Source organism: Microcoleus sp. Pol11C3 (assembly GCF_036701485.1).
Lineage (GTDB): Bacteria > Cyanobacteriota > Cyanobacteriia > Cyanobacteriales > Microcoleaceae > Microcoleus.
In genome coordinates, this window is record NZ_JAUBQW010000083.1 from 1 (window position 1) to 19,948 (window position 19,948).

Here is a 19,948-nt window from a genome sequence, read left to right on the forward strand (position 1 = left end):
TGAGTTTCAGCTTCTAGTCTTATGCACGAGTCTATCTTTTATTAGATAAAGTTATCACCATAAGTTCTGAAGAGCCGTAATTTCCTCTAATTGGGTAACGAAATTTATATCTTCGGCAAATATTGCTAACTCACCGTCACCAGTTTGTTTTAACCAGTCTGCGATCGCTTCTCTTGGCAAATACTCAAGGTGCAACTTTTGCGATTTTTCTGTCCAGTTTTCTAGATATTTTGGCTCTTCGTCGGATTCTGCTCTCGCTGAAACAATAACAAATACATTCTGAGGCAAAGGAGTGAGAAAGGGTAGCGAGAAGGGCATTTCGGCTGCGTCGATTTCATCTAAGGCATCTATAACAATGACTACGGGCTTATCTTGCCTGCCGCCACGCTCTTTTAATATGTTGTATAGCCTTTTCCTTAACTCATCTAGTTCGTTTGGCAGTTGCTCATGGTAGAGTTCGTAATAGCTATAAATTTGTCGTAATAAATTCCAATAAGCACTCTTAACATAGCGGGTTTTATCATATTGTTGGCTGAAGAAATGATAGGCAATAAAACATCTGTTACCTTGCCGTTCCCGATCGACCCAGTTAGCCAAAAGTGATGTTTTACCCAAACCAGCACCAGCCCTCACGAGCATTACACCACTAGAGTTATCAGCTAAAAAATTGTCCAGTTTTTGGAAATTTTCTGAACCTCCTACAAACAACTCAGTGGATTCGTTGATAATTTGCTCAACTTTATCAACTACTTCCCAGTCAGGTTCTTTTCTTTCTTCACCAAAGTTTGCCTCTAAAATTTTTTCAACTTCACGGGCTTTCTCAATTTGGAATTTAGCAACCTCTCCAAGGATATTCCGATAATCCCAAATATCTTTTTTGACATCAAAACTAAACTTACCATGAATTATTTTGTTAATTTCTGTATCCGAGTAGTCTTTTTGTCTTTCTGTTATTATATAAATAATTACCCGCTCGTATTTTTCGTAAAGTTTGTGCTCAACAAACTTGGTTAATGTATGTTTAACTTTTTCAATACCAGACGTGGCTGTAATTTGAAAAGCCACTCTTGCAGTTTCATCACCTAAATCAACGCTGGGGAAATTACTACCTTCTGTAAAATCCAAATCATTCAGATTTTGATAGCCGTAAACTTCAGCAAGCAGAGGAATTAATAGAGTTTGAGCAAGTTTATTTATGTCTGTTTTTTGCATTGCTGTTGCACTCTTAACTTGGTTAACAAAGAGTGACATCAAATCTCTAATTCTTTTTTGCGCTCGCTCAAGATTCATATTCTATATTCAGAAACTGATTTACTTCTGGTTATTATTGTACCTTACAGGGAATCGCCCTTTTTTCCCTGCATTGCGATCGCCCCTCTCCCCTCCTCAATCTTAAAGTGCGATCGCCCTTATTTTCCGAAAGTGTGATCGCCCTCTCTTATCAAAAGAGTCAATAAAAACTTCTGGGTTTGTTTAACTATAAGTCTAAACGTGATAAGCAGTAATAACAACTATTCCATCAGGACTATAAATAGCTTCAATGCGTCTAAAAGTAGAATGAGTCCACCAAACTTTCATACGATTTCCCTGAGCCGGAGCCGTACCCATTTTACCGTAGCCTGCTGTCAATAGAAGTAACTCAAATTCTGTGGATGGCAAAGTTTTTACAGTAATTTGAGGGATACCATCAAGCTTATGCTTATCAAGGGTCATAGCTACCTTGATAAGTGCTGTAGATGCGGTAGCCAGGGAATACTAAAGCAATGCCAATGGGACTGTGAATTGTTCCCGGATAGTTTTCTTCGGGCTCGCTACCCCCAATCCGAATTTTGAGCGCACCCAGCCAAATGTAGAGGCCTGGAATTAAAGTATCTAAACTGTAGGCGATGGCTCGCATTTGAAGATCGGGGGGATTAATCGGTTTTAAATACGGCTTTTCAGGTTTGGAAAGGGACATGGCACTAATTCGCGTGCGTTAAGGTGCAAAAACGGTCTTGTTGATTACACTTTAACATAACCTAAGTTTTACTTTTCAATTGTTAAGATTATTCTACTATTTTGTCGCGATCGCCCCTCGGACATCTCAAATCCAAAAGTGCGATCGGCATCCCTAAGTTAAGATATAAACTCAGAAATCACCCTCATAGTAATACGACAGGAATGTGCGATCGGAAATTCTCAAAATCTTTATCAGTAGTGAAAATGCTGTAGCCGCGACGATGAGCAACGGCACATAACAGAAAATCAGTATTTGAACCCTGAACACCATTACTGCGACAGGTATTGAAAAACTCTGCGGCTAACTCATAATCTTCAGTTGTTAGCTCTAAATCAGGAAAAGCACGAAGATACTCTCGCAACCCTTGCAAACTGTTCCTTGTAGCGTACCCCAGAAAGTACCTCCTGACGAATGGCACCCAGTAAAACAACTCGTCCATCTGCCATCAAATCACGCAGTACATTAACAATAGCAATCGCATCATTTGTTGTGTTGCGCCGCAAGGCCAACGACCAAACGGAACTATCAACAAGAACATTCATAAAGTTTGTCGCTGTTGCTTGTAGTTATAATCTTCATCGTAGTCAATAGTAGCAAATAATTCCATTACTTTTAGTTGTTTGCGACGTTGAATGTACTCGCGTAAAGCTGCTTCGATTAATGTAGTAGGTGTTGGATGGTTACTCAAATCAAGGGCTTCTTGAAGGAGAGTTTTGTCAATTTCGAGCGTAGTTACCATATATTTTCCTCGTGCAAGTAGGGTATCGCGCAATTGCCACCGAACAATGCTGTAATTTTAGTGTAGCACTGAAACTCTATCAATGGGCGATCGCTTTCTGCATTTAGTTCGCGGGAGAATGAAAAGCCTGTTTAGCTTGCGTAAGTCAGCCAAGTCGGCATTTATGAGAAATTCTCAAAGCTCGATAGATCATTGGAAGCTTTAATGGAGACCGGCATCCCGCGTCATTTATTCAAAATACTGACTGACAACGATGACATCGATTTCAAGCCCATAACCCAATAATTCAAAGCAGTCTGATAATCTCTTGGGTGTATTGCTATTGTTCCTTTTCCTAAAGTACGCGCGTGCGTAGCTATCCCGTAGGGAATCGCCCTTATTTTCCTAATTTTTCTCCCAATCCGAGGCTAGTGCATAAAAATTGTCAACTATATCAGGGGGAATTTTAGCATTTTTGTTGAGAATATTTTGAGCAGTATTGGGTGAAAGACTTTCTGGCTGTGCGAGTAAGTTTTCGATGCCTATTAAAACTCACTCTTCTATCGATACGTTCAAGTCGTTGGTGAGTTTTTGTAACTTCAGGAGGCGCTCATCTGAAAGGGCGATCGCGATCGTGTTGATCTGACTTACGCTCCTAGCATGATGCCTTAAGTATAGCCAATAAATCACTCACCTTTAGTCACTGTTAAACCAAATTGTAGGATGCGTTAGACATTAGACCTCTTGCAAAAATAACTAGGACGGGCAAGATGCCCATCCCACAAAAAACATTTTTTCTTGTGGAACGGGCATCTTGCCCGTTCCAAAATTTGATTAAAAGGACTTTTGCAAGAGGTCTATTAATTCTTTCGATTTCAACTGGTTTGAAGGATCGGACGCACCCTGCGAACAGTATTTCGATCGCCCCCACCATCAACTAGATGCAAACTAGATCCAGTCCGGCCTGAATCGCGGGGAGTCCAGAAGTATAGAATAGAGGTTGCGGAACCGGCACACCGCCCGATCGCTCGCCCCCAGCAATTTGTTACCCTAAAAATAGAATCTTCCCTCCCTCAACGCCCTCCCATGAACAACGCCTCTCCCCTGATTCAAACCGTCACACCCGAACGCTGGGCCGGCTTTAGTATGGACTTTATAGGGGCGGGTTACACGGGTTTGTTGGTCAAAAACGGCCGCGCCGTGCGTACCCTAAAATCGGGGCGGCATTTCAGCTTCGCCCTTCCCCTGCTGGAACAGTGTCAAATTGTCCTCGTAGACACCAAACTCCGCAATTTGGATGTACAGTCGCACGGAGATTTTTTGTCTAAGGATCGGTTTTTAATTGATGCCACTCTGACGGTTATTTATCAAGTTATAGATCCGAAACGAGTAGCTTTGGAATTGTCCGATCCTCTAGCTGTTTTAGCAAGTGCAGTTAAAGATTGTATGGGATTAGCGATCGGGCAAATACCCCTACAACAGCTTATCAGTCAAGGACGGCTGTTGCTGCGCCAAAATTTGCTCGATCGCGTCCAAGATTTTTATACCCTGGGTTTTAACTTAGAAGACGTGCGAATTGGCGATGTCAGCTTTCCCGAAACTAACGGAGTTATTCGCCAAGTTGAGGGAATGAGTGCCCGACAGGAAGCAGAAAATGCCGCCGCCCTGCAAATGAGAATTGCCGAAGCAGGCCGCCCGATTGTTCCTCAATCTCCCGTACAGCAGTTAAACTTAATATCAGGTAATTCTCCTGCGAATCTTCCAGCTTCAGACACAGCAGCAGGGTTCGAGCGAGATTTACAACAACTGACAGAACAACTTGCTCAAAACAGCCTCCCTCCTGGGAGAAATCCTCCCCAACTTGCACCAACGGTACTCGCAAGCAGCGATCGCAAAACAACCGCATATTTAATCTACAAACTTTCTGGAGAAGCGATCGCCCTAACAGCCAATCCCTTTACAATTGGACGCGAACCAACCAACACTTTAGTATTACAAGATCCGCAAAGTTCGCGCTACCACGCTCAAATCCGCCGCGCCACTGACGAACTTGGCAAACAGCGATATCAGCTTGTCGATAGCGGCAGTTCCAACGGCACTTTTGTGGGTGGGCAGAGGCTGGCTGCTAACGAGCCTTTTTGGCTGCCCGATGGCTGCGAAATTGCGATCGGCGACCAAAAATGGATCTTTCAAAATTAGTGAGTGAAAGATATGAAGATTTTTTTAAACAGCAGATAAACACAAATGAATCCCATCAGCGTTCATCTGTGTTTATCTGCTGACATCTGCGGTTGAAAAACCCCAATCTAAGTAACTTGCTTTAATCACGATATACAAGTAATAGATTCCGAATCTACCGTCAACAATATGAATGTTTTTTTAAACCGCAGATAAACGCAGATAAACGCAGATAAACACAGATTAATTTCATCGGCTTTCATCTGTCAGGTTTCTGTAGGGGCCTTGTCACGAGTCCCCGCCCTTCCGACACAGCTTGACAACTTCTCCCTCCCCCATTCCCTATACTCCCAGGTAGAAGTCTCTTGCCAACCCTAGGGGGGATATCTCCACAAGCATTTCGAGCGACAATTTGTCAAGATTGAAAATATAAGTAGAGGACAACCGCATGAACTTTTCTATACAATCTGTTTACAACTGGTACCGCGACACCCTCCGCAACCCCAAATACCGCTGGTGGATTATTCTGGGAACCCTGGCATATCTGGTAAGCCCGATAGACATTGCCCCAGACTTTCTCCCCGTCGTCGGACAAATTGACGATGTGGCGATCGCAGTCTTGCTGATTTCCGAAGTTTCGCAAATGGCGATCGACTACTTTAAATCCCGCCAAACAGAGACAGCCTCAGCATCCGAAGCCACCGGCACCTCTTCTGAAGCCAAAGGCAGCACCGTTGACGTAGATGCAGTGTCTGTACAATAATTGCCAAAAATAATCGAGCGCTACAACCCCGACTTCTTCAAGAAATCGGGGTTCTTGTTTTTTAAATGGCAACTGCTCAGATCGTGCTCTAAAGCTGGTAATTTTAACTATGGTCAATCTGTGTTAACAACAAATTTTTTTTATAGATGAAGTTTAGCGAAATAGTACAAAAACTTAATTTAGCCACCAGTAGCAGCCTCACAGCGTCAGTTGCTACCGATCCGGAAATTACTGGCGCGGCCCCAGTCGATGAAGCTGCATCGGGTACAATCAGTTACATAGAAGGTGCTAAATTTGCCGCTCATACAGCCACTACAAATGCTTCCGCTTTAATTTTACCCTTAGATGAAAGCCTGCAAGCTCAATGTACCGATCGCAACATTGCTTGGATTGCCGCAGCAGATCCGCGATTGCTGTTTGCTGAAACGATCGCCCTTTTCTATCAACCGTTTCGCCCAGCATCCGAAATTCATCCCTCAGCCGTCGTTCACCCCTCTGCAGAAATTGGTGAAAATGTCTATATCGGCCCCCACGTAGTTATCCAAGCAAAAGTCAAAATTGGCAGCAACGTTTGCATTCATCCAAATGTTGTAATTTACCCAGATGCGGTAATTGGCGAAGGCACAGTTTTACACGCTAACTGTGTGATTCACGAACGTACTCGCATCGGGGCAAATTGCGTGATTCACAGCGGTGCGGCGATCGGCAGCGAAGGTTTTGGGTTTGTGCCAACAGCCACAGGATGGGTGAAAATGGAGCAGTCTGGCTGCACTGTATTAGAAGAGGGCGTTGAGGTTGGCTGCAACAGCACGATCGACAGGCCCGCTGTCGGAGAAACCCGCATCGGCCAGAATACAAAAATCGACAATTTAGTACACGTAGGTCACGGCTGTCAAGTAGGAAAAAATTGCGCCTTTGCCGCTCACGTTGGCATGGCCGGCGGGGTAAAAATTGGCAACAATGTAATTTTGGCAGGTCAAGTGGGAATTGCTAATCAAGCCAAAATCGGAGATGGGGCGATCGCCACTGCTAAAGCCGGAATTCACAGCGACGTGCCCGCAGGTGCGATCGTGACGGGTGTTCCAGCAATTCCGCATAAACTATTTCTCAAAGCCGCAGCCGTATACAACCGTTTGCCCGAAATGTACCAGTCTCTGAGGCAAATTCAGCGCAAGCTCGATCGGTAATCAATTGGCAGTTGGCAGTAGTCAGTAGTCATTAGTTAACAGTCAACAGTTAACAGCCAACAGTCAACAGTATTATAGTTGCAACCCCTTAAATGTGGAATAGTATAACTAACCTGCGACTGATGTCGCCGTCAATACCAGCAATTGTCAAAATAATCTTGTTTTTCTCGACTTGGATTGTGGTGTGGCTTCCCGCAGCGATTGTGCTGGCGATCGCCCTCAAATGGCATCCACCCCAACCCCTGGGAAACAAAAAACTACCTTTACTAGCTTCCCTGTACGTGATTGTCCCATTCATTTTATGGGCGACAAGTTGGATCGAAAACACATCTTTTGTTGACTGGGGTTGGGAAGTGCAACCCGCAGTTTTGATGTCATTAATGCGGGGATTAGGATTAGGAATAATCAGCTTAGTAATTTTATTCGGTCTGCAATTAACCGCAGGCTGGATCGAGCTAAAAAAAAGCGAAACTTCCACCGAAACAGGCGAAAAAAAATTTAATTTTTGGAGTTTAATCGTTAACCCTGCTAGTCTACTGACTCTGTTATTAGCAGTGTGGATTAGCGCCACAGAAGAGTTAATCTTTCGCGGCTGCTTGCAAACAATCCTCCAGCAAGATTACTCAGTGCTAATCGCAGCATCGATCGCCAGTTTCATTTTTGCGATCGCCCACCTAATTTGGGCAGCCAAAGAAACTCTACCGCAACTACCCGGATTGTGGCTGATGGGCATGGTTTTAACATTAGCCCGCATCGCCGACAGTGGCAGTTTAGGATTGGCGATCGGCATTCACGCAGCTTGGATTTGGGGTATAACTACCTTAGATACAGAAGGCGCAATTAATCCGACAGGCCGCGCACCGGAATGGATTACAGGAATAGCAGCAAAACCCCTAGCCGGTGTCGCCGGAATTTTGTTATTGCTAGCAACAGCAGCCGTACTGTTCTTAATTAAAAATTAAAACCTAATACCCCAAACCCCTTTAAAATTACCTCTTCTCTTCCTATCTTCCTCTCTTCCTCTGCGCCCTCTGCGCCCTCTGCGGTAAAAAAATATTAGATTCAATCAAGCGAGAACTAAAACCACAAAAAATACAGATAACACAGGCATTAATCTGCGTTAATCGGCGGTTAAAATTCAGACATTAATTCAACTGTCGATCGATCGTCACAATCGAAACCGGACTCAGCGCGTCAAAACGAGTTGAATTCCCCCCAGCCACAGAACGAGATAACTGCACTTGCAAAATTCGGTAACTCCAGTGCGGTTCCCGGCGCACCCGATCGCCCATCCAGCTCAAAACAATAGCAATATCCTCAAAAGCATCCAAAGCCAGGACGATCGAGCCTCCAGGGAGCAGCCGCAGCGCGCAAACGCCCAAAATTTTAGTCAACCCTCCGCCACTACCGCCAATAAAAATCCGGTGCGGAGGACGCAAGCGGTGCAAGATTTCCGGGGCGGTTCCGTAAATCGAGAACACATTTTGCAGCCCAAAACGGCCATAGTTGAACTCGATCGCAGAAGTACCAAAAACCGTTTTTTCGATCGCATAAACCTCAGACTGCGGGAATAAACGAGCAATTTCGATCGACACAGAACCGTTACCAGCACCCACATCCCAGACAACTTGTCCCGGTTGCAAAGCCAATTGTGCCAAAACCAACACCCGCACTTCCCGTTCAACTGTCAAACCAGGCTTGTCGCCACAACCGATAAAAGCTGCATCCGGTATTCCCAACAAAGGCAACTTTTCCAAATCCAAAGGTTCTGCCCTCGGCGGGGACTCTCGCAGCATCACAACCACGCTCAGCGGTGCAAAAGACTCTCCCAGCAAAGCTGACAGAGAACGCAGGCCCACGCGCTCGTGGGCCGAACCCAAATTTTCGCAAACCCAAAACTCGTAGCGTGTAGGCAAATCTAGAGCTTTCACCAAATTTGCCAGGGCCCCCGGAGTATTAGTTTCGTCGGCGAGCACCGCAATTTTCTCGACACCGAGTTTGAGTTTTGCCGTCAGTTCCTCAAAATAACGTCCTTGAGAGCCCACAAAATGAGCGTCTTGCCAAGGGATTTGCAAGCGATTAAAAGCCAACTGCACAGAACTGACGTGGGGGTGAAAAGTCAATTTTTCTGCCGGCAATTGGGCAATTAACAACTTTCCCCAGCCGTAGAACAGCGGGTCGCCGGCCACTAAAATTACGATCGGTCGATCGCGGGGTTCCACCGTCCCCGCAGAGGGTTCTAATTCGGGTTCAGTCGCCCACCATCGCCGAATTTCCAGAATTGCTTCGGTCAAATCTTCCAAGGCCCAGCGCTCTTTGTCGTGCTGGGGAAAATAGCTCAAATGGCGCTCGCTCCCTATTAGCAGAGCGGCCATTTCTACAACCTGCCGCGCCGATTCGCTCAGCCCAGCAGCTCCATCTAAACCTATACCAACAACGTGTACTGTCACTTTTTAAGCAAAAAGTAAAAAACCAGAATTACTGATTTTTCCTGGTTTTTCATAAATTTTTTCCTTGACTTTACTGTCAAACAAAAATAATTAAAGCATTTAATAGGCAATATCCTGAATCTTGTCACAGGGGAGAGAGGGAGAGGGGGCGAGAGAGTGGGAGAGTGGGAGATGGGGAGAGTGGGAGATGGAAAAAATCTTCACATCGATCCTCTTCCTTCTTCCTTCTTCCCTCTTCCTTCTTCCTTCGTTAAAACTCAAAAACAGGCCAGTCCGGTTGCCGGAGGTAGGTGGTCATGTCCTCAAACTTCCGCAGTTCCACTCGGTTTACGGACAGTTCTTGCGGCGTGTCCAGCCATTGCTCGTTTAACTCTGACAGCAAAGCGCACAAGCGATCGCGGTCTAAGTTCGCCCCGGTGTCCCCAAAATAAGCCAGGGTAATGTGGGCCGTAAAATGATATTGCTGTTCAATTCCTAAAGCCATTAAATCGGGATTTTGATAGATCGATCGGCGAAACTCCAAAATTTGCTTGTAAGAGTTTTCGTCAGTCGGTGCTAAACAAACACCCACAGCTCTAGTCATCACCATCAACCCCAGCACTATCCAGCGAATGGGAGCGCCGCCCGCCAAGGGTTTGCAGGCGGCAAAACGATCGGCCATGCGCGAGCGCAGTTGCTCCTCAAATTCGGGATTTTTATCAGAGGCATCTCGAAAAGCGCTGCTCCAAATCAAATCGGCTACGGTTAAATGGAAGCTATCAGGAGGCAGTGCCACGAGCGCACCCTCCCCTATTTCATGCAATAGCCGTTGTTGGCTCGACTGCAAATTACTATAAAATGCAGCATTTTCTGCATCTTCCCCCGCAGGCGGCGTAATCACTGAATAACCTGGAAAAGGTACAGGATCTCTCCGGCCTGCTTCGTCGGGCTTAAATTTTGGAGATTCCTGAATGTGTTCCACCTGGGACTTGTAGGAGTCCAGCAGCGTCATTCGCGCCACCCGATTTACGTAAGCTTGATAAGTATCATCCAATCTTGATTTCCTCGCGGTGACAAACTCCCACACCAAATTTTATATTATGGCGCGGGCTTCCAACAGCCCTATTCAGGATATGTTGGACTTGCGGAACGTGCAACTCTGATTTTTTGGGCTACTGAGCGTTTTTCATGCAAATTTACCTGTTTTGGGGGGAAGATGACTTTGCGATCGCGCAGGCTGTGACAAGTTTGCGTCAAACAGTCCTCGACCCCAACTGGGCTAGTTTTAACTATGACAAAATTATTGCCGATTCCGCTGGAGCTGTGGTCGAAGGGCTTGATCGAGCCTTAACCCCGCCCTTCGGTACTGGCAGCCGTTTTGTCTGGCTGGCAAATACGACTGTAACGCAGCAGTGTTCTCCAGAACTGTTAGCGCAATTTGAACGGACGCTGCCAGTGATTCCCCCTACCACCGTGCTGCTGCTGACATCCGTCAAAAAACCCGACAGCCGGCTCAAATCTACTAAGTTAATTTCCCAGTCCGCCGCCGAAGTGCGGGAATTTTCACCGATTCCGCCTTGGAATGACAAAGAATTAGCCCAGCGGGTGCGCCAAGTCGCGGGCGAAATGAACGTAAAATTGACAGCCACAGCGATCGAACTTTTGGCCCAATCCATTGGCAGCGATACCCGCCAGCTATACAGCGAACTCGAAAAATTGCTGCTGTTTGCGGGCAACCGCAGCCAACCTCTGAACCCGGAAGAAGTTGCCGCACTGGTACACTGTCACGCTCAGAATACCTTCCAGCTAGCCGATGCGATTCGCGAGGGCAATACCTCCGCGGCTTTGGATTTATTGGCAGGCTTAACTGCCCGCAGCGAGCCTGGTTTGAGGATTGTGGCTGGCTTGACTGGTAAGTTTCGGATTTGGCTGTGGGTAAAGGCGATGATCCAAGCGGGCGATCGCGATGATAAAATTGCTCAAGCTCTAGAACTCGGCAATCCGAAACGAGTATACTATTTTCGTCAAGAAGTCAAGAACGCCAGCTTAGAAAAACTGCAAAAAAGTTTGCCTTTGCTGCTAGAGTTAGAAGCTTCTTTAAAGCGGGGGCGGGAAGAAATCTCAACCCTGCAAACCAAAGTTATAGAACTTTCTAGCTTGTTTCGCTGATGCGCGACAGGGAACAGGATCGGCCCCCTACTGTAAATTTTTACAACAAATTTCGATAGTGGCTATGTGCTTGATGCCGCATCGCGTGCCAAAAGGTTAATAGATACTAGAAATACTCTCAGAATGCCAAAGTAGAAGTTAATGTGGTAAATAAATATTGTCCGCCGAATGCCGATCGGTTAATATTATTTGCCGGCTCTCCACCCCCCCCAAAAAAAGAGCGCTACCCATGACACAACAGAACCCGCGGGAACTGCTCAAGCAAGGCGATCCAAAAGCGATCGCATCTAGCATCAACCGTACACTCAAACCCAAAGGCATCAACGCCGATGTGACGCGGGACAACGGCTGCCTCCACATAATTCTGGAGGCAGACAAAGTACCGGACCAAATGGTATTGGTCGATTTCATCCGCACCGGCATGACGAAGCTGGGACTCGAATCAATTCACACTGTAAAGGTTTACGGGCGTCGAACAGGTGACGGATCGCCTGCGTGGGAAGATGAAATTGATCTGATGCCTGCAGGTTCAATGCCTTACCCCTTGGATACTGGAATGCCTGACGACTCTGTAGGTTTAGATGATGTCGAGCCCGAAGGCGAAGACTATTATCAAGAAGGAGAATTCGATCGAGATGACGACGAGGAAGACGACGAGGAAGACGAAGATCAAGCCCCGCCTCCGAAAAAGCAATTTCCCAAATGGGTAATACCTGTGGGTATCTTAGTACCTCTGGCGGCGATCGCAGGGCTTTTCTTTACTAAAACTTTCCCTTTCGGCGACTCGAACCCAGAACCCATCGCCCCCCAAGCTGCTTCCCCTTCCCCGAAACCCGCATCTCCCGCGTCTAAAGGCGCCGCATCCTCTCCGGCGGGTGCATCTCCGGGTACCCCACAGGCAGCCTCTCCTACACCAAAAGTCGCTCCCACGGCTGTTGCGCCCGCAAGCCCAACTCCGACATCTCCACCACCCAAAGCTGCTGCTGCATCTCCGGCGCCCAAGGCAGCATCTCCGGCGCCCAAGGCAGCCTCTCCTGCACCAAAAGCCACCGCGCCTAAGCCTGACTCTTGGAGGGAAGCCGTTAACACAGCTCAGAAGGCAGCAATTTCGGCCCAGACGGCTCAGTCTCAAAATGAGTGGATCACAGTAGCAAGCCAATGGCAGAAAGCGGTTGGGCTCATGAGAGCAGTGCCGTCAACCAGCCCGAACTATCAAAAGGCTCAGCAAAAAGCGGCAGAGTATCAGGCTAATCTGATTGTTGCCAACCGCAGAGCGGCAGCAGCGCCTTAAGAGTTTTGAGTTTTGAGTTTTGAGTTGAATACTGGATGTGCTAAAAGTCAAAAGTCAAAAGCCAAAAGTAAAAAATCTTTTTTTTACTCAAAGCTTTCTTACCTTTTGACTTTTTTCAATGTTAGTGACATACTCCTCCACCAACTGAGAATAAATCCGGGATTTCTACCCCCTTTATTCTTTAGTCCCTCGCTCGCTAGGACGAAAGTTTGTATAAGTAATCGGACAGAATTAATTACATACACCTTTTTTACTGGGTAAGGCTTGTAGCCAAAATTTTGTGTAATTAATACTGTCCCACTACTTAATAGCGGTTTCAACCGCCGATTCCTATTGGGGATTTCTAACGCGGATTTGGTATTATATCCCACATTCCGCAGATGTGATTCATGATTACTGGTATTTTTGAAAAATCACAGCCATCAAACTTTTTTAGTCTAACTTTTTTAACTTGAGTGTCTACTTTTTGTGAAAATTAGTAGACAAGATCTCAAGTTGAATCCCGGCTTTTTTTCCTGACAATAACTTGCTCAAGTTATCTGACAATACACTCCAATAAATCCATCGGTTTTTTTACCAATATAATAATTATATTGGCTAACAATTTATTTTGATCAAGTATCTCAATTTGAATACGTCAATATTATCTGATTAAATAATCCGATAATATTGACGACAGACTGTACCTAAACAAGAGAGAATTTTTCGATGTTCTACCGTTAACTTGCTCACTTGCTTTTGTCCATTGACCGTTATCAAATGTACTGCCTGAAAGAGTTGAAATATCCAGCGCAGAGTCGGTTTATTTGTTAATTTTTTTACCTAATTCTTGACCGAAATTCCTGAAGCTTCTAATTCTTGTCTTAGCTTTTTTTGTGCTAGGGTATAGACCAACAAACACAGTCCCATTATCATGGAAATTGCTTCTACTCTCTGAGGATTTTTTACCAAGACACTTGAAGTAAAAAATAACGGATCTTTCAGGAATCTAAATCCTCTTTCTGTAGATTGTTGCGCTTTGTCTTCTTTGAGTACGTTGTCATTACTCAATTCATTTTTATCAATAATATTTCTTGCTAAAATAAATTTGCCTGCCCCAGTTTGTTCAGCTTAAATTACTTCTAATTTAGTCTCTAATTCACCTGTTACTCGATAATTGATTTGAGTGGGATTTGCCAATTTACTCGGTCTACCTGATTGCTCATATTCGGCTGTTTTTTGATATTGAATATTGTTGATTTTATGATATTTGAATGAATTTGATAATTTTTTTAGAGCCTTTTTAGCATCGGGATCACAAGCAAAAGTTTGTTTGGATAGCTTGCGGAGAGCGGCTGATGCTTTTTCTTTTTGTTTTTCTACTTGCTTATTTACTTGTTTAATACTTGATTTTTTCCTCGCTTCACTTTCTACGATTAACCATCTTTGCTTGATTTCTCCATAATCACTTGATTTTTCGACCATTTTATATCTTGATATTTCACTGTCTGTCCATTGGTCATTTTAGATATTTAATATTTTCTCCTGATGTAATTTTATACTTAAAGGAACTCTAGTTATCCATTTCATTTCGATCATGGCGATGATATTATCTTTGGTATATAAGGCACTATCGGCTACATTTATTCCTTCTAATGTCCAGGATTTTTTGAATTCTTTTAATCGCTCTACAAACACACTTTTGTCATCGATATTTCCTGAGTCTATTTTGAGATATAATGGTATGTCTCCATCTCCTGTACAAATCATGTCAATAATAAATTGCTTGAGGCCGGGTCCATGATCCTCGAATATCCATGTCTGATTCAGGCTCGGATTCTTGATTTTTCACTTCTCCCTCAATCTTGACTGAATAGACTCCTTTTTCTGACGGCTTTGCGTACTCCCCATGCACATACATTGAAGTTCCGTCCAAATGTATGCTATTCATTTTTACTTGAAATTTCTCGGCGGCTTTTATGGCGATTGCTGTAAATAGTTGTGTGGTGCCTACTGCATAATATTTGTCAATGCTCTGGCTAGTCGGTCATCATTTAAATGTGATGGTAATACTCCTTCTCCAATGAGATGTTCTGTTGCTTTGCCGATAAAAAATTGCTCAAATAAGTATAAATGGGCGCTCAAAAAACCTAATCCATTCAAAATCATCGCTTTCATTATTTGTCCAGGAGTTAGCATCTCTTTTGATTTGATACCCACTTGTTGATTCACTAATTCTACCAGTTCCATTTCATCCATAATTCCGGCTATTCTTCCTAAATGGTCTATGTTGAGGACTTTAATGGCTCTCCTGGGTTTATGGTAAATACGGTATCAGACACAACTGTTCGCGATTCTGTGATGCCCTTGGAGTAAGGGCGGTTTGTTTATCACCATAAACTCAGGAGAGCCACTTTAATTTCGTTTTGGGGCTGATTCATGATTTTTTCCACCTGTGTTGCTGACTCTATTATCTAATCTTAGCAAAACTTGAAATCTTTGCTAGGTATTTATTTCAGGGTTTCATGCCTACAAATTTAATTATTTTAAATTTGGAGGAATATCTGCAGAATGTGGGTTAAAGGTAAAACTATCTCGCTGTTACCACCCCGATTTATTTAAGAAGTCGGGGTGGTAATTAGATCAAGACTTAAGAAAGACTCTTTCTAGCACGTTCCGATCGCTCTTCTGCGGTATCCATAACATCCGCCATTTTATCCACCATTTCCCCTGGGTAATTTTCCAGTACCCGAGTAGAAAGCGAAATCCGACCACGACTTTCATCGAGGTCAACTACCAGTGCTTTCAGGGGTTGACCGGGAGCAAACACCTTTCCAAGGTTATCAATATATTTTTGGCTAACTTGCTTGATGTGCAACAAACCGCTAACTCCTTCCAAGTCCACAAACACGCCAAAAGGCTTGATACTGCTGACTTTTCCTTCCACCAACTGACCAATTTGCAAATCCTTGAAAGCATTCGATTGAGTGGCCATCCGCTGGGAAAGTACGAGTTTTTCTCGATCGCGATCGACCTCCAAAAAATTCACGCTCAAAGATTGACCGATCAGCGATTCTATGTTATCGCGTTGTGCTAAGTGCGATCGGGGAATAAAACCGCGCATTCCCTGAACATCTACAGTCACGCCACCCTTATTTGCGCCAGAAACCCGCACCTCAATAACTTTACCCGTTTCCTGCAATTCAATTAAATCTTCCCAAGCTTCCTGAATTTGTAACTGCCGCAGAGACAAAGTAACTTGGCCATCTGCATCTTGTTCGCGGATAATCAAAAAGTCCCGTTCCTCTTCCAGCGGAACTACTTCCGACAAATCCGTTACTGTTCTCAAAGCAGCCTCTTCGATCGGCAAAAAAGCCGAAGACTTGCCGCCGATATCAACATACGCGCCGTTTGAGTCGTACTCGAACACTTTGCCGCGCACTACTTGTCCCTTCTGGAACTCGTAATTGTGCTGTTCGAGGGCTTTAGCAAAATCATCCATTGAAAAGGATGCTTTTGCGCTTTGAGAACCTGTAGATTTGGAATTCATGTCAGTTTAGTTGTCAGTTGTCAGTAATTTAGTTGTCAGTTGCCAGTAGAAAAATTTTCCCACTCTTTCCATCTTCCCATCTCCCCATCTCCCCATCTCCCACTCTCTAAGCTGGTTGAAGTTGCTGATGAAATAGCTGCTTCACCTGCCTCCACGAGTCGGCTGCTGCCGTAGCGTCGTAACTGCCGCGGTGGTCGCAGAAGAAGCCGTGATCGGCATTGTAGCGGAAAATTTGGTGAGAAATATGGTGTTTTTGCAATTCGGCGGCGATTTGGTCAACTTGTTCTAACGGAATGCTGGGGTCTTGAGTGCCGAAAAAGGCGTAGAGAGTGCCTTTAATGTCTGCTGTGCGGGCGATCGTGGGGGTTCCGCCGCCGGGGGTGAGAGTGGCGATACCGGCGCCGTAGAACGACGCTGTAGCCTTGATTTCGGGCAAAGTAGCGGCGAGGTAGGCGACGTGTCCTCCAAAGCAGAAACCGATGCAGCCAAAACCTTGTTGTTTGACTCTTGGTAGAGTTTTGAGGTAATCGATGGTGGCTTGGATATCGCCGAGAAGTTCGGAAGCTGTGGTTTGTTCTTTGTATTCTCTGCCGATTTTGATAGCTTCTGGTGTGTAGCCGGTTTCAAAGCCGGGGGCTTGACGTTGGTAAATGGCTGGGGCGATCGCCACATATCCTTCTTTTGCTATTCTTTCAGTAACTTCGCGGATGTGCGAGTTGACGCCAAAGATTTCTTGAATGACAATAACTGCGGGAAATTGCCCGGATGCTGCGGGTTGGGCTAGGTAAGCGGCGATTTGCAACTCTCCGTTGGGAACTGTGACGTTAGCTGTGCGAATTTCTGAGTTGGTCATAGCGATTTTTAGTGCCATTTTTGCTCTCTAGCAATTCTCTTTCATTTGTGAACTAGATTTTTTTAAACGAACCGCGAAGACGCGAAGAACACGAAGGAAGAGAGGAGAAGTTTTTTATAGAGATTGTTGGCATTATACCAATATTTCGGGTTCAACCTGCCCCTACAAGTATGTTTTTTTGCTAAAGATTCTCTTCTTTTCTCAATCTTCGCGTCCTTCCTGTCTTCGCGGTTCGTTTAAAAAATCTCTATTAGTAACTAATCCCCCAATTTACCATATCGCATTACCTGGAAATCTCTGCTTTAAAATAGGCATTACCGGACAGGGTTTTTGCTCCTGCAAATTCTCCGGTTTGTTCCAACTAAAAGGCCCTTTCTTCTCCGCCGACATCCACAGTAAACTTTTTGCTCGCGTCATCGCCACATACAGCAATCTAAACTCTTCTGCTTTTTTCAAATAATCTGCTTGTTCCCAGGCTTCGCCCAGATTTGGTAAAGGATATTTTTCGTGCAAACTCGCTCTAATTTGTGCTCTCGCTACCTCGGATAAAGTGAAATCTCCTAAGAATCTAGCTTGTGGCAAAACTCGCAAATTTCCGGGGATGGTTTGTTCGTGCAGAAAGGGGATAAAAACGCAATCCCAATCTAATCCTTTAGCTTTGTGCATGGTAATAATTGTTAGTTGACCTTTGCTGGTGTAGCGTTCTTCTATTTTGTCGTCTGCATCGACAGGTTCAAATCTTTCGGAACTGACAATTTCGCTGATTACACCCAAAATAGTGCTCATTGAATTGTTGCCTGCTGTTTGGATTGCTACTCGTTCTGCTAATTTGTCTGCAGTGGCTAATTCTGTTTGGTCGTATTGCAGCGCTAAGGCTAAAAATGATATGATTTGGTAGGGTGGCAGTTCTAAGCGAGCTTGCAGCAAACCACAGCAAAAATAGCGGCATTTGCGAACTGGTTCTGACTGCTGCGGGTCTAGCGGGCCTGGGTAAAGGAATTGCTCGGGGCTGGTAGCAAAAGCATTGTAGTCTTGTTTGGGGATGAGTTGCCGATCGCTCAAAATCTTTAATGCTGCTTTCAGGTAGTCGGGAGAGTGCGGGCGATCGAGAAATTGCAGCAGTGTTAAGATTTCCCAAGGTACTTGAGAATGTCGATCGCGCTCTCCCACATCCTCAATTTTAATCCCGTATTTCCGCAAATCAAAGCTTAATCCGTGTTTTTGAGGATTTTCGAGCACTTCTTTGATAAACTTACCTTGTTTGTTTTCCCGCACCAAAATAGCCATCGATTTCAGATTTTCTAACGGCAACTTGGCACTATTTTCCCCATCGCTAGCTTCGTCTGAATCGATAGCTTTTTCATTCCTTGCGAATTCAAAATCAGTGGGTAAAAATTGCTCGACTAACTCAATTACCCGCTGGCCAATTAACTCAACTGTATGGTAAATATCGCGGGGAGTATGCAATTCTAAGCCTCGACCAAGGGGGGCGGGATTTGCATTCTGCTGCGGGTCATCGCTGGGTACTGGCTTAATAGTTTGGTCGCGGAAAGGCTTTTCATTTTTTGCTAATTCCGAGCCATTTACCCATTGCAGCATAAAGTTAGCAGCATCGATAATTACTTGGGTACTGCGGCCTGCACCGTCCATTGTCGCTAACTTATTCTCTACTTCGCACTCATCGCAAAATTGGTTAAAATAAATCGGATCAGCAGGAGTAAAAGTTGAATTAATTGCTTGATTTGGGTCGCCAACTCTGATAAAATTTTCAAGTGAGTTAGGACTGTCGGTTTCGCTAGCTAATATTTTCAAAAGCTTAGTCTGCAAAGGTGTCGAATCCTGCGCTTCGTCCTCGAAAACGGCAAATACTTGCTTTTGCTCGATCGCCCTCGCCCTCGGATTGTCCAACACCCGCAAAGCTGCTAAAATCATTTCGTCGTAATCGATGAATTCCCGACTCCTCAACAAAGCCTGATATTTTTGATACAAACCCCCAGCTACGGCTAAAATTTCATAACCGTCCCCAGAAGCAAGAGCGTTCATTTCTAACAACTGTTCGGGAAACAAACCCGAAGATTTCGCCTCGTGAATCACCGTTTTAGCTAACTGTGGCAAAATCTCGGTTCGCAAAACAGATTGTCGCCGCAGTCTCTCCGTTTCCTCTCCGTCGAATTGCTGTCCTTCCAGCAAAACTTGATATCGGCGGGGATTTTCGCCGATCCAAAGTTCTACACAAGTGCGAATTAATCGGTGACTTTGAGTCGGAGTGACTAAAGTCGAATTTTCTAAATTTAAACCCGACAAATCGGGATGGCGCATCGCAATATTTAAAGCTAAACCGTGCAAAGTGTGCACGGCAAAACCACCTTGAGATAAAGACAATTGGGCTAATCTTTCCCGAATTTTAGCTTTAATATTAGCAGCAGCCGAGCGCGTAAATGTCACGACAATTAACTGTCGGCGGTTGTTAAGCCCGTTGCGGGCGATCGCAATTGCCGACGCAGCAGCCATTCCCGTAGACTTCCCGGCCCCTGGAACCGCCGAAACAGCAAGGGGACCGCCTTGCCAATCCACCATATCCTGCTGCCCCGCACGCAAGCTTTCGCGAATTTTAACGCAAGCTTGTTCTCGCAAAACCACGGCAGAGTCTAACCCAGAGGAAATGTTGCCAGGGCGATCGATATTCGTTGTCGATCGCATAAAATCAGAATCAAATTCATCAGTCATTATTACATCCGCGTTTATCTGCGTTCATCTGCGGTTAAAAATAAAAAAATCTGCAACCTCTACCGTTTCCATTTCGGTATCGGCTAAACTAACACTATCTATTGA

The 19,948-nt window shown here is 45.0% G+C and carries 21 protein-coding genes; 6 read left to right on the top strand and 15 right to left on the bottom strand.

What is annotated here, in order from left to right:
• Window positions 1-54: 54 nt before the first annotated feature.
• The 6 genes from QUA40_RS18355 to QUA40_RS18375 form a co-directional block, all read right to left on the bottom strand.
• The gene (locus QUA40_RS18355) at window positions 55-1,290 is read right to left on the bottom strand and encodes an SMEK domain-containing protein (protein ID WP_333128333.1); all 1,236 of its coding nucleotides are present in this window, start codon (window positions 1,288-1,290) and stop codon (window positions 55-57) included.
• A gap of 195 nt (window positions 1,291-1,485) precedes the next feature.
• Window positions 1,486-1,659 carry a hypothetical protein gene (locus QUA40_RS18360; RefSeq protein ID WP_333128335.1) on the bottom strand — a complete coding sequence of 58 codons (174 nt, stop codon included), beginning with the start codon at window positions 1,657-1,659 and terminating at the stop codon, window positions 1,486-1,488.
• A gap of 43 nt (window positions 1,660-1,702) precedes the next feature.
• Window positions 1,703-1,957, bottom strand: coding sequence for a hypothetical protein (locus tag QUA40_RS18365; protein ID WP_333128337.1), 255 nt, complete (start codon window positions 1,955-1,957; stop codon window positions 1,703-1,705).
• Between the two features lie 184 nt (window positions 1,958-2,141).
• A complete protein-coding gene (locus QUA40_RS29065) occupies window positions 2,142-2,417 on the bottom strand; it encodes a PIN domain-containing protein (RefSeq protein WP_445301164.1) in 276 nt (91 codons plus the stop codon).
• Window positions 2,332-2,541, bottom strand: a complete 210-nt coding sequence (locus tag QUA40_RS18370; protein WP_333128339.1) for a hypothetical protein — start codon at window positions 2,539-2,541, stop codon at window positions 2,332-2,334. The genes QUA40_RS29065 and QUA40_RS18370 overlap by 86 nt, the downstream gene beginning before the upstream one ends.
• The gene (locus QUA40_RS18375; protein WP_333128341.1) at window positions 2,538-2,738 is read right to left on the bottom strand and encodes a type II toxin-antitoxin system VapB family antitoxin; all 201 of its coding nucleotides are present in this window, start codon (window positions 2,736-2,738) and stop codon (window positions 2,538-2,540) included. The genes QUA40_RS18370 and QUA40_RS18375 overlap by 4 nt, the downstream gene beginning before the upstream one ends.
• A gap of 1,065 nt (window positions 2,739-3,803) precedes the next feature.
• Here QUA40_RS18375 and QUA40_RS18380 point away from each other — a divergent pair.
• The 4 genes from QUA40_RS18380 to QUA40_RS18395 all read left to right on the top strand — a co-directional run bounded on the left by QUA40_RS18380 (window position 3,804) and on the right by QUA40_RS18395 (window position 7,807).
• Window positions 3,804-4,916 carry an SPFH domain-containing protein gene (locus QUA40_RS18380; protein WP_333128343.1) on the top strand — a complete coding sequence of 371 codons (1,113 nt, stop codon included), beginning with the start codon at window positions 3,804-3,806 and terminating at the stop codon, window positions 4,914-4,916.
• Between the two features lie 427 nt (window positions 4,917-5,343).
• Window positions 5,344-5,658 (top strand): YkvA family protein, encoded by a 315-nt coding sequence (locus QUA40_RS18385; protein ID WP_333128345.1) that lies wholly within the window; start codon window positions 5,344-5,346, stop codon window positions 5,656-5,658.
• Between the two features lie 146 nt (window positions 5,659-5,804).
• Window positions 5,805-6,845, top strand: a complete 1,041-nt coding sequence (lpxD, locus tag QUA40_RS18390; RefSeq protein ID WP_333128347.1) for a UDP-3-O-(3-hydroxymyristoyl)glucosamine N-acyltransferase — start codon at window positions 5,805-5,807, stop codon at window positions 6,843-6,845.
• 92 nt (window positions 6,846-6,937) lie between these two features.
• Complete coding sequence (locus QUA40_RS18395) at window positions 6,938-7,807, top strand: type II CAAX endopeptidase family protein (protein ID WP_333128350.1); 870 nt, start codon at window positions 6,938-6,940, stop codon at window positions 7,805-7,807.
• 183 nt (window positions 7,808-7,990) lie between these two features.
• Here QUA40_RS18395 and cbiE read toward each other — a convergent pair whose 3' ends face one another.
• Both cbiE and QUA40_RS18405 read right to left on the bottom strand, forming a co-directional pair.
• On the bottom strand, window positions 7,991-9,295 hold the full coding sequence (cbiE, locus tag QUA40_RS18400) for a precorrin-6y C5,15-methyltransferase (decarboxylating) subunit CbiE (protein WP_333128352.1): 1,305 nt from the start codon (window positions 9,293-9,295) through the stop codon (window positions 7,991-7,993).
• 250 nt (window positions 9,296-9,545) lie between these two features.
• Window positions 9,546-10,286, bottom strand: a complete 741-nt coding sequence (locus QUA40_RS18405) for a DUF1868 domain-containing protein (RefSeq protein WP_333128389.1) — start codon at window positions 10,284-10,286, stop codon at window positions 9,546-9,548.
• A 176-nt stretch (window positions 10,287-10,462) separates the two neighbouring features.
• Here QUA40_RS18405 and holA point away from each other — a divergent pair, with 176 nt between their 5' ends.
• A complete protein-coding gene (gene holA / locus QUA40_RS18410) occupies window positions 10,463-11,443 on the top strand; it encodes a DNA polymerase III subunit delta (protein ID WP_333128354.1) in 981 nt (326 codons plus the stop codon).
• A 229-nt stretch (window positions 11,444-11,672) separates the two neighbouring features.
• Window positions 11,673-12,734 carry a hypothetical protein gene (locus QUA40_RS18415; protein WP_333128357.1) on the top strand — a complete coding sequence of 354 codons (1,062 nt, stop codon included), beginning with the start codon at window positions 11,673-11,675 and terminating at the stop codon, window positions 12,732-12,734.
• An 822-nt stretch (window positions 12,735-13,556) separates the two neighbouring features.
• Here QUA40_RS18415 and QUA40_RS18420 read toward each other — a convergent pair.
• The 7 genes from QUA40_RS18420 to QUA40_RS18450 all read right to left on the bottom strand — a co-directional run bounded on the left by QUA40_RS18420 (window position 13,557) and on the right by QUA40_RS18450 (window position 19,843).
• The gene (locus QUA40_RS18420) at window positions 13,557-13,784 is read right to left on the bottom strand and encodes a hypothetical protein (protein WP_333128360.1); all 228 of its coding nucleotides are present in this window, start codon (window positions 13,782-13,784) and stop codon (window positions 13,557-13,559) included.
• A gap of 60 nt (window positions 13,785-13,844) precedes the next feature.
• Window positions 13,845-14,198, bottom strand: a complete 354-nt coding sequence (locus QUA40_RS18425; protein ID WP_333128362.1) for a hypothetical protein — start codon at window positions 14,196-14,198, stop codon at window positions 13,845-13,847.
• A 39-nt stretch (window positions 14,199-14,237) separates the two neighbouring features.
• Window positions 14,238-14,483 carry a hypothetical protein gene (locus QUA40_RS18430; RefSeq protein ID WP_333128364.1) on the bottom strand — a complete coding sequence of 82 codons (246 nt, stop codon included), beginning with the start codon at window positions 14,481-14,483 and terminating at the stop codon, window positions 14,238-14,240.
• A gap of 240 nt (window positions 14,484-14,723) precedes the next feature.
• The gene (locus QUA40_RS18435; RefSeq protein ID WP_333128391.1) at window positions 14,724-15,041 is read right to left on the bottom strand and encodes a DUF4277 domain-containing protein; all 318 of its coding nucleotides are present in this window, start codon (window positions 15,039-15,041) and stop codon (window positions 14,724-14,726) included.
• 322 nt (window positions 15,042-15,363) lie between these two features.
• Window positions 15,364-16,263: a S1 RNA-binding domain-containing protein gene (locus QUA40_RS18440; RefSeq protein ID WP_333128366.1), complete on the bottom strand. Its 900-nt coding sequence runs from the start codon at window positions 16,261-16,263 to the stop codon at window positions 15,364-15,366.
• A gap of 106 nt (window positions 16,264-16,369) precedes the next feature.
• Entirely contained in the window at window positions 16,370-17,116 is a 747-nt protein-coding gene (locus QUA40_RS18445) for a dienelactone hydrolase family protein (protein ID WP_333128394.1), read from the bottom strand.
• 270 nt (window positions 17,117-17,386) lie between these two features.
• On the bottom strand, window positions 17,387-19,843 hold the full coding sequence (locus QUA40_RS18450) for an ATP-dependent helicase (protein ID WP_333128369.1): 2,457 nt from the start codon (window positions 19,841-19,843) through the stop codon (window positions 17,387-17,389).
• Between the last annotated feature and the right edge of the window lie 105 nt (window positions 19,844-19,948).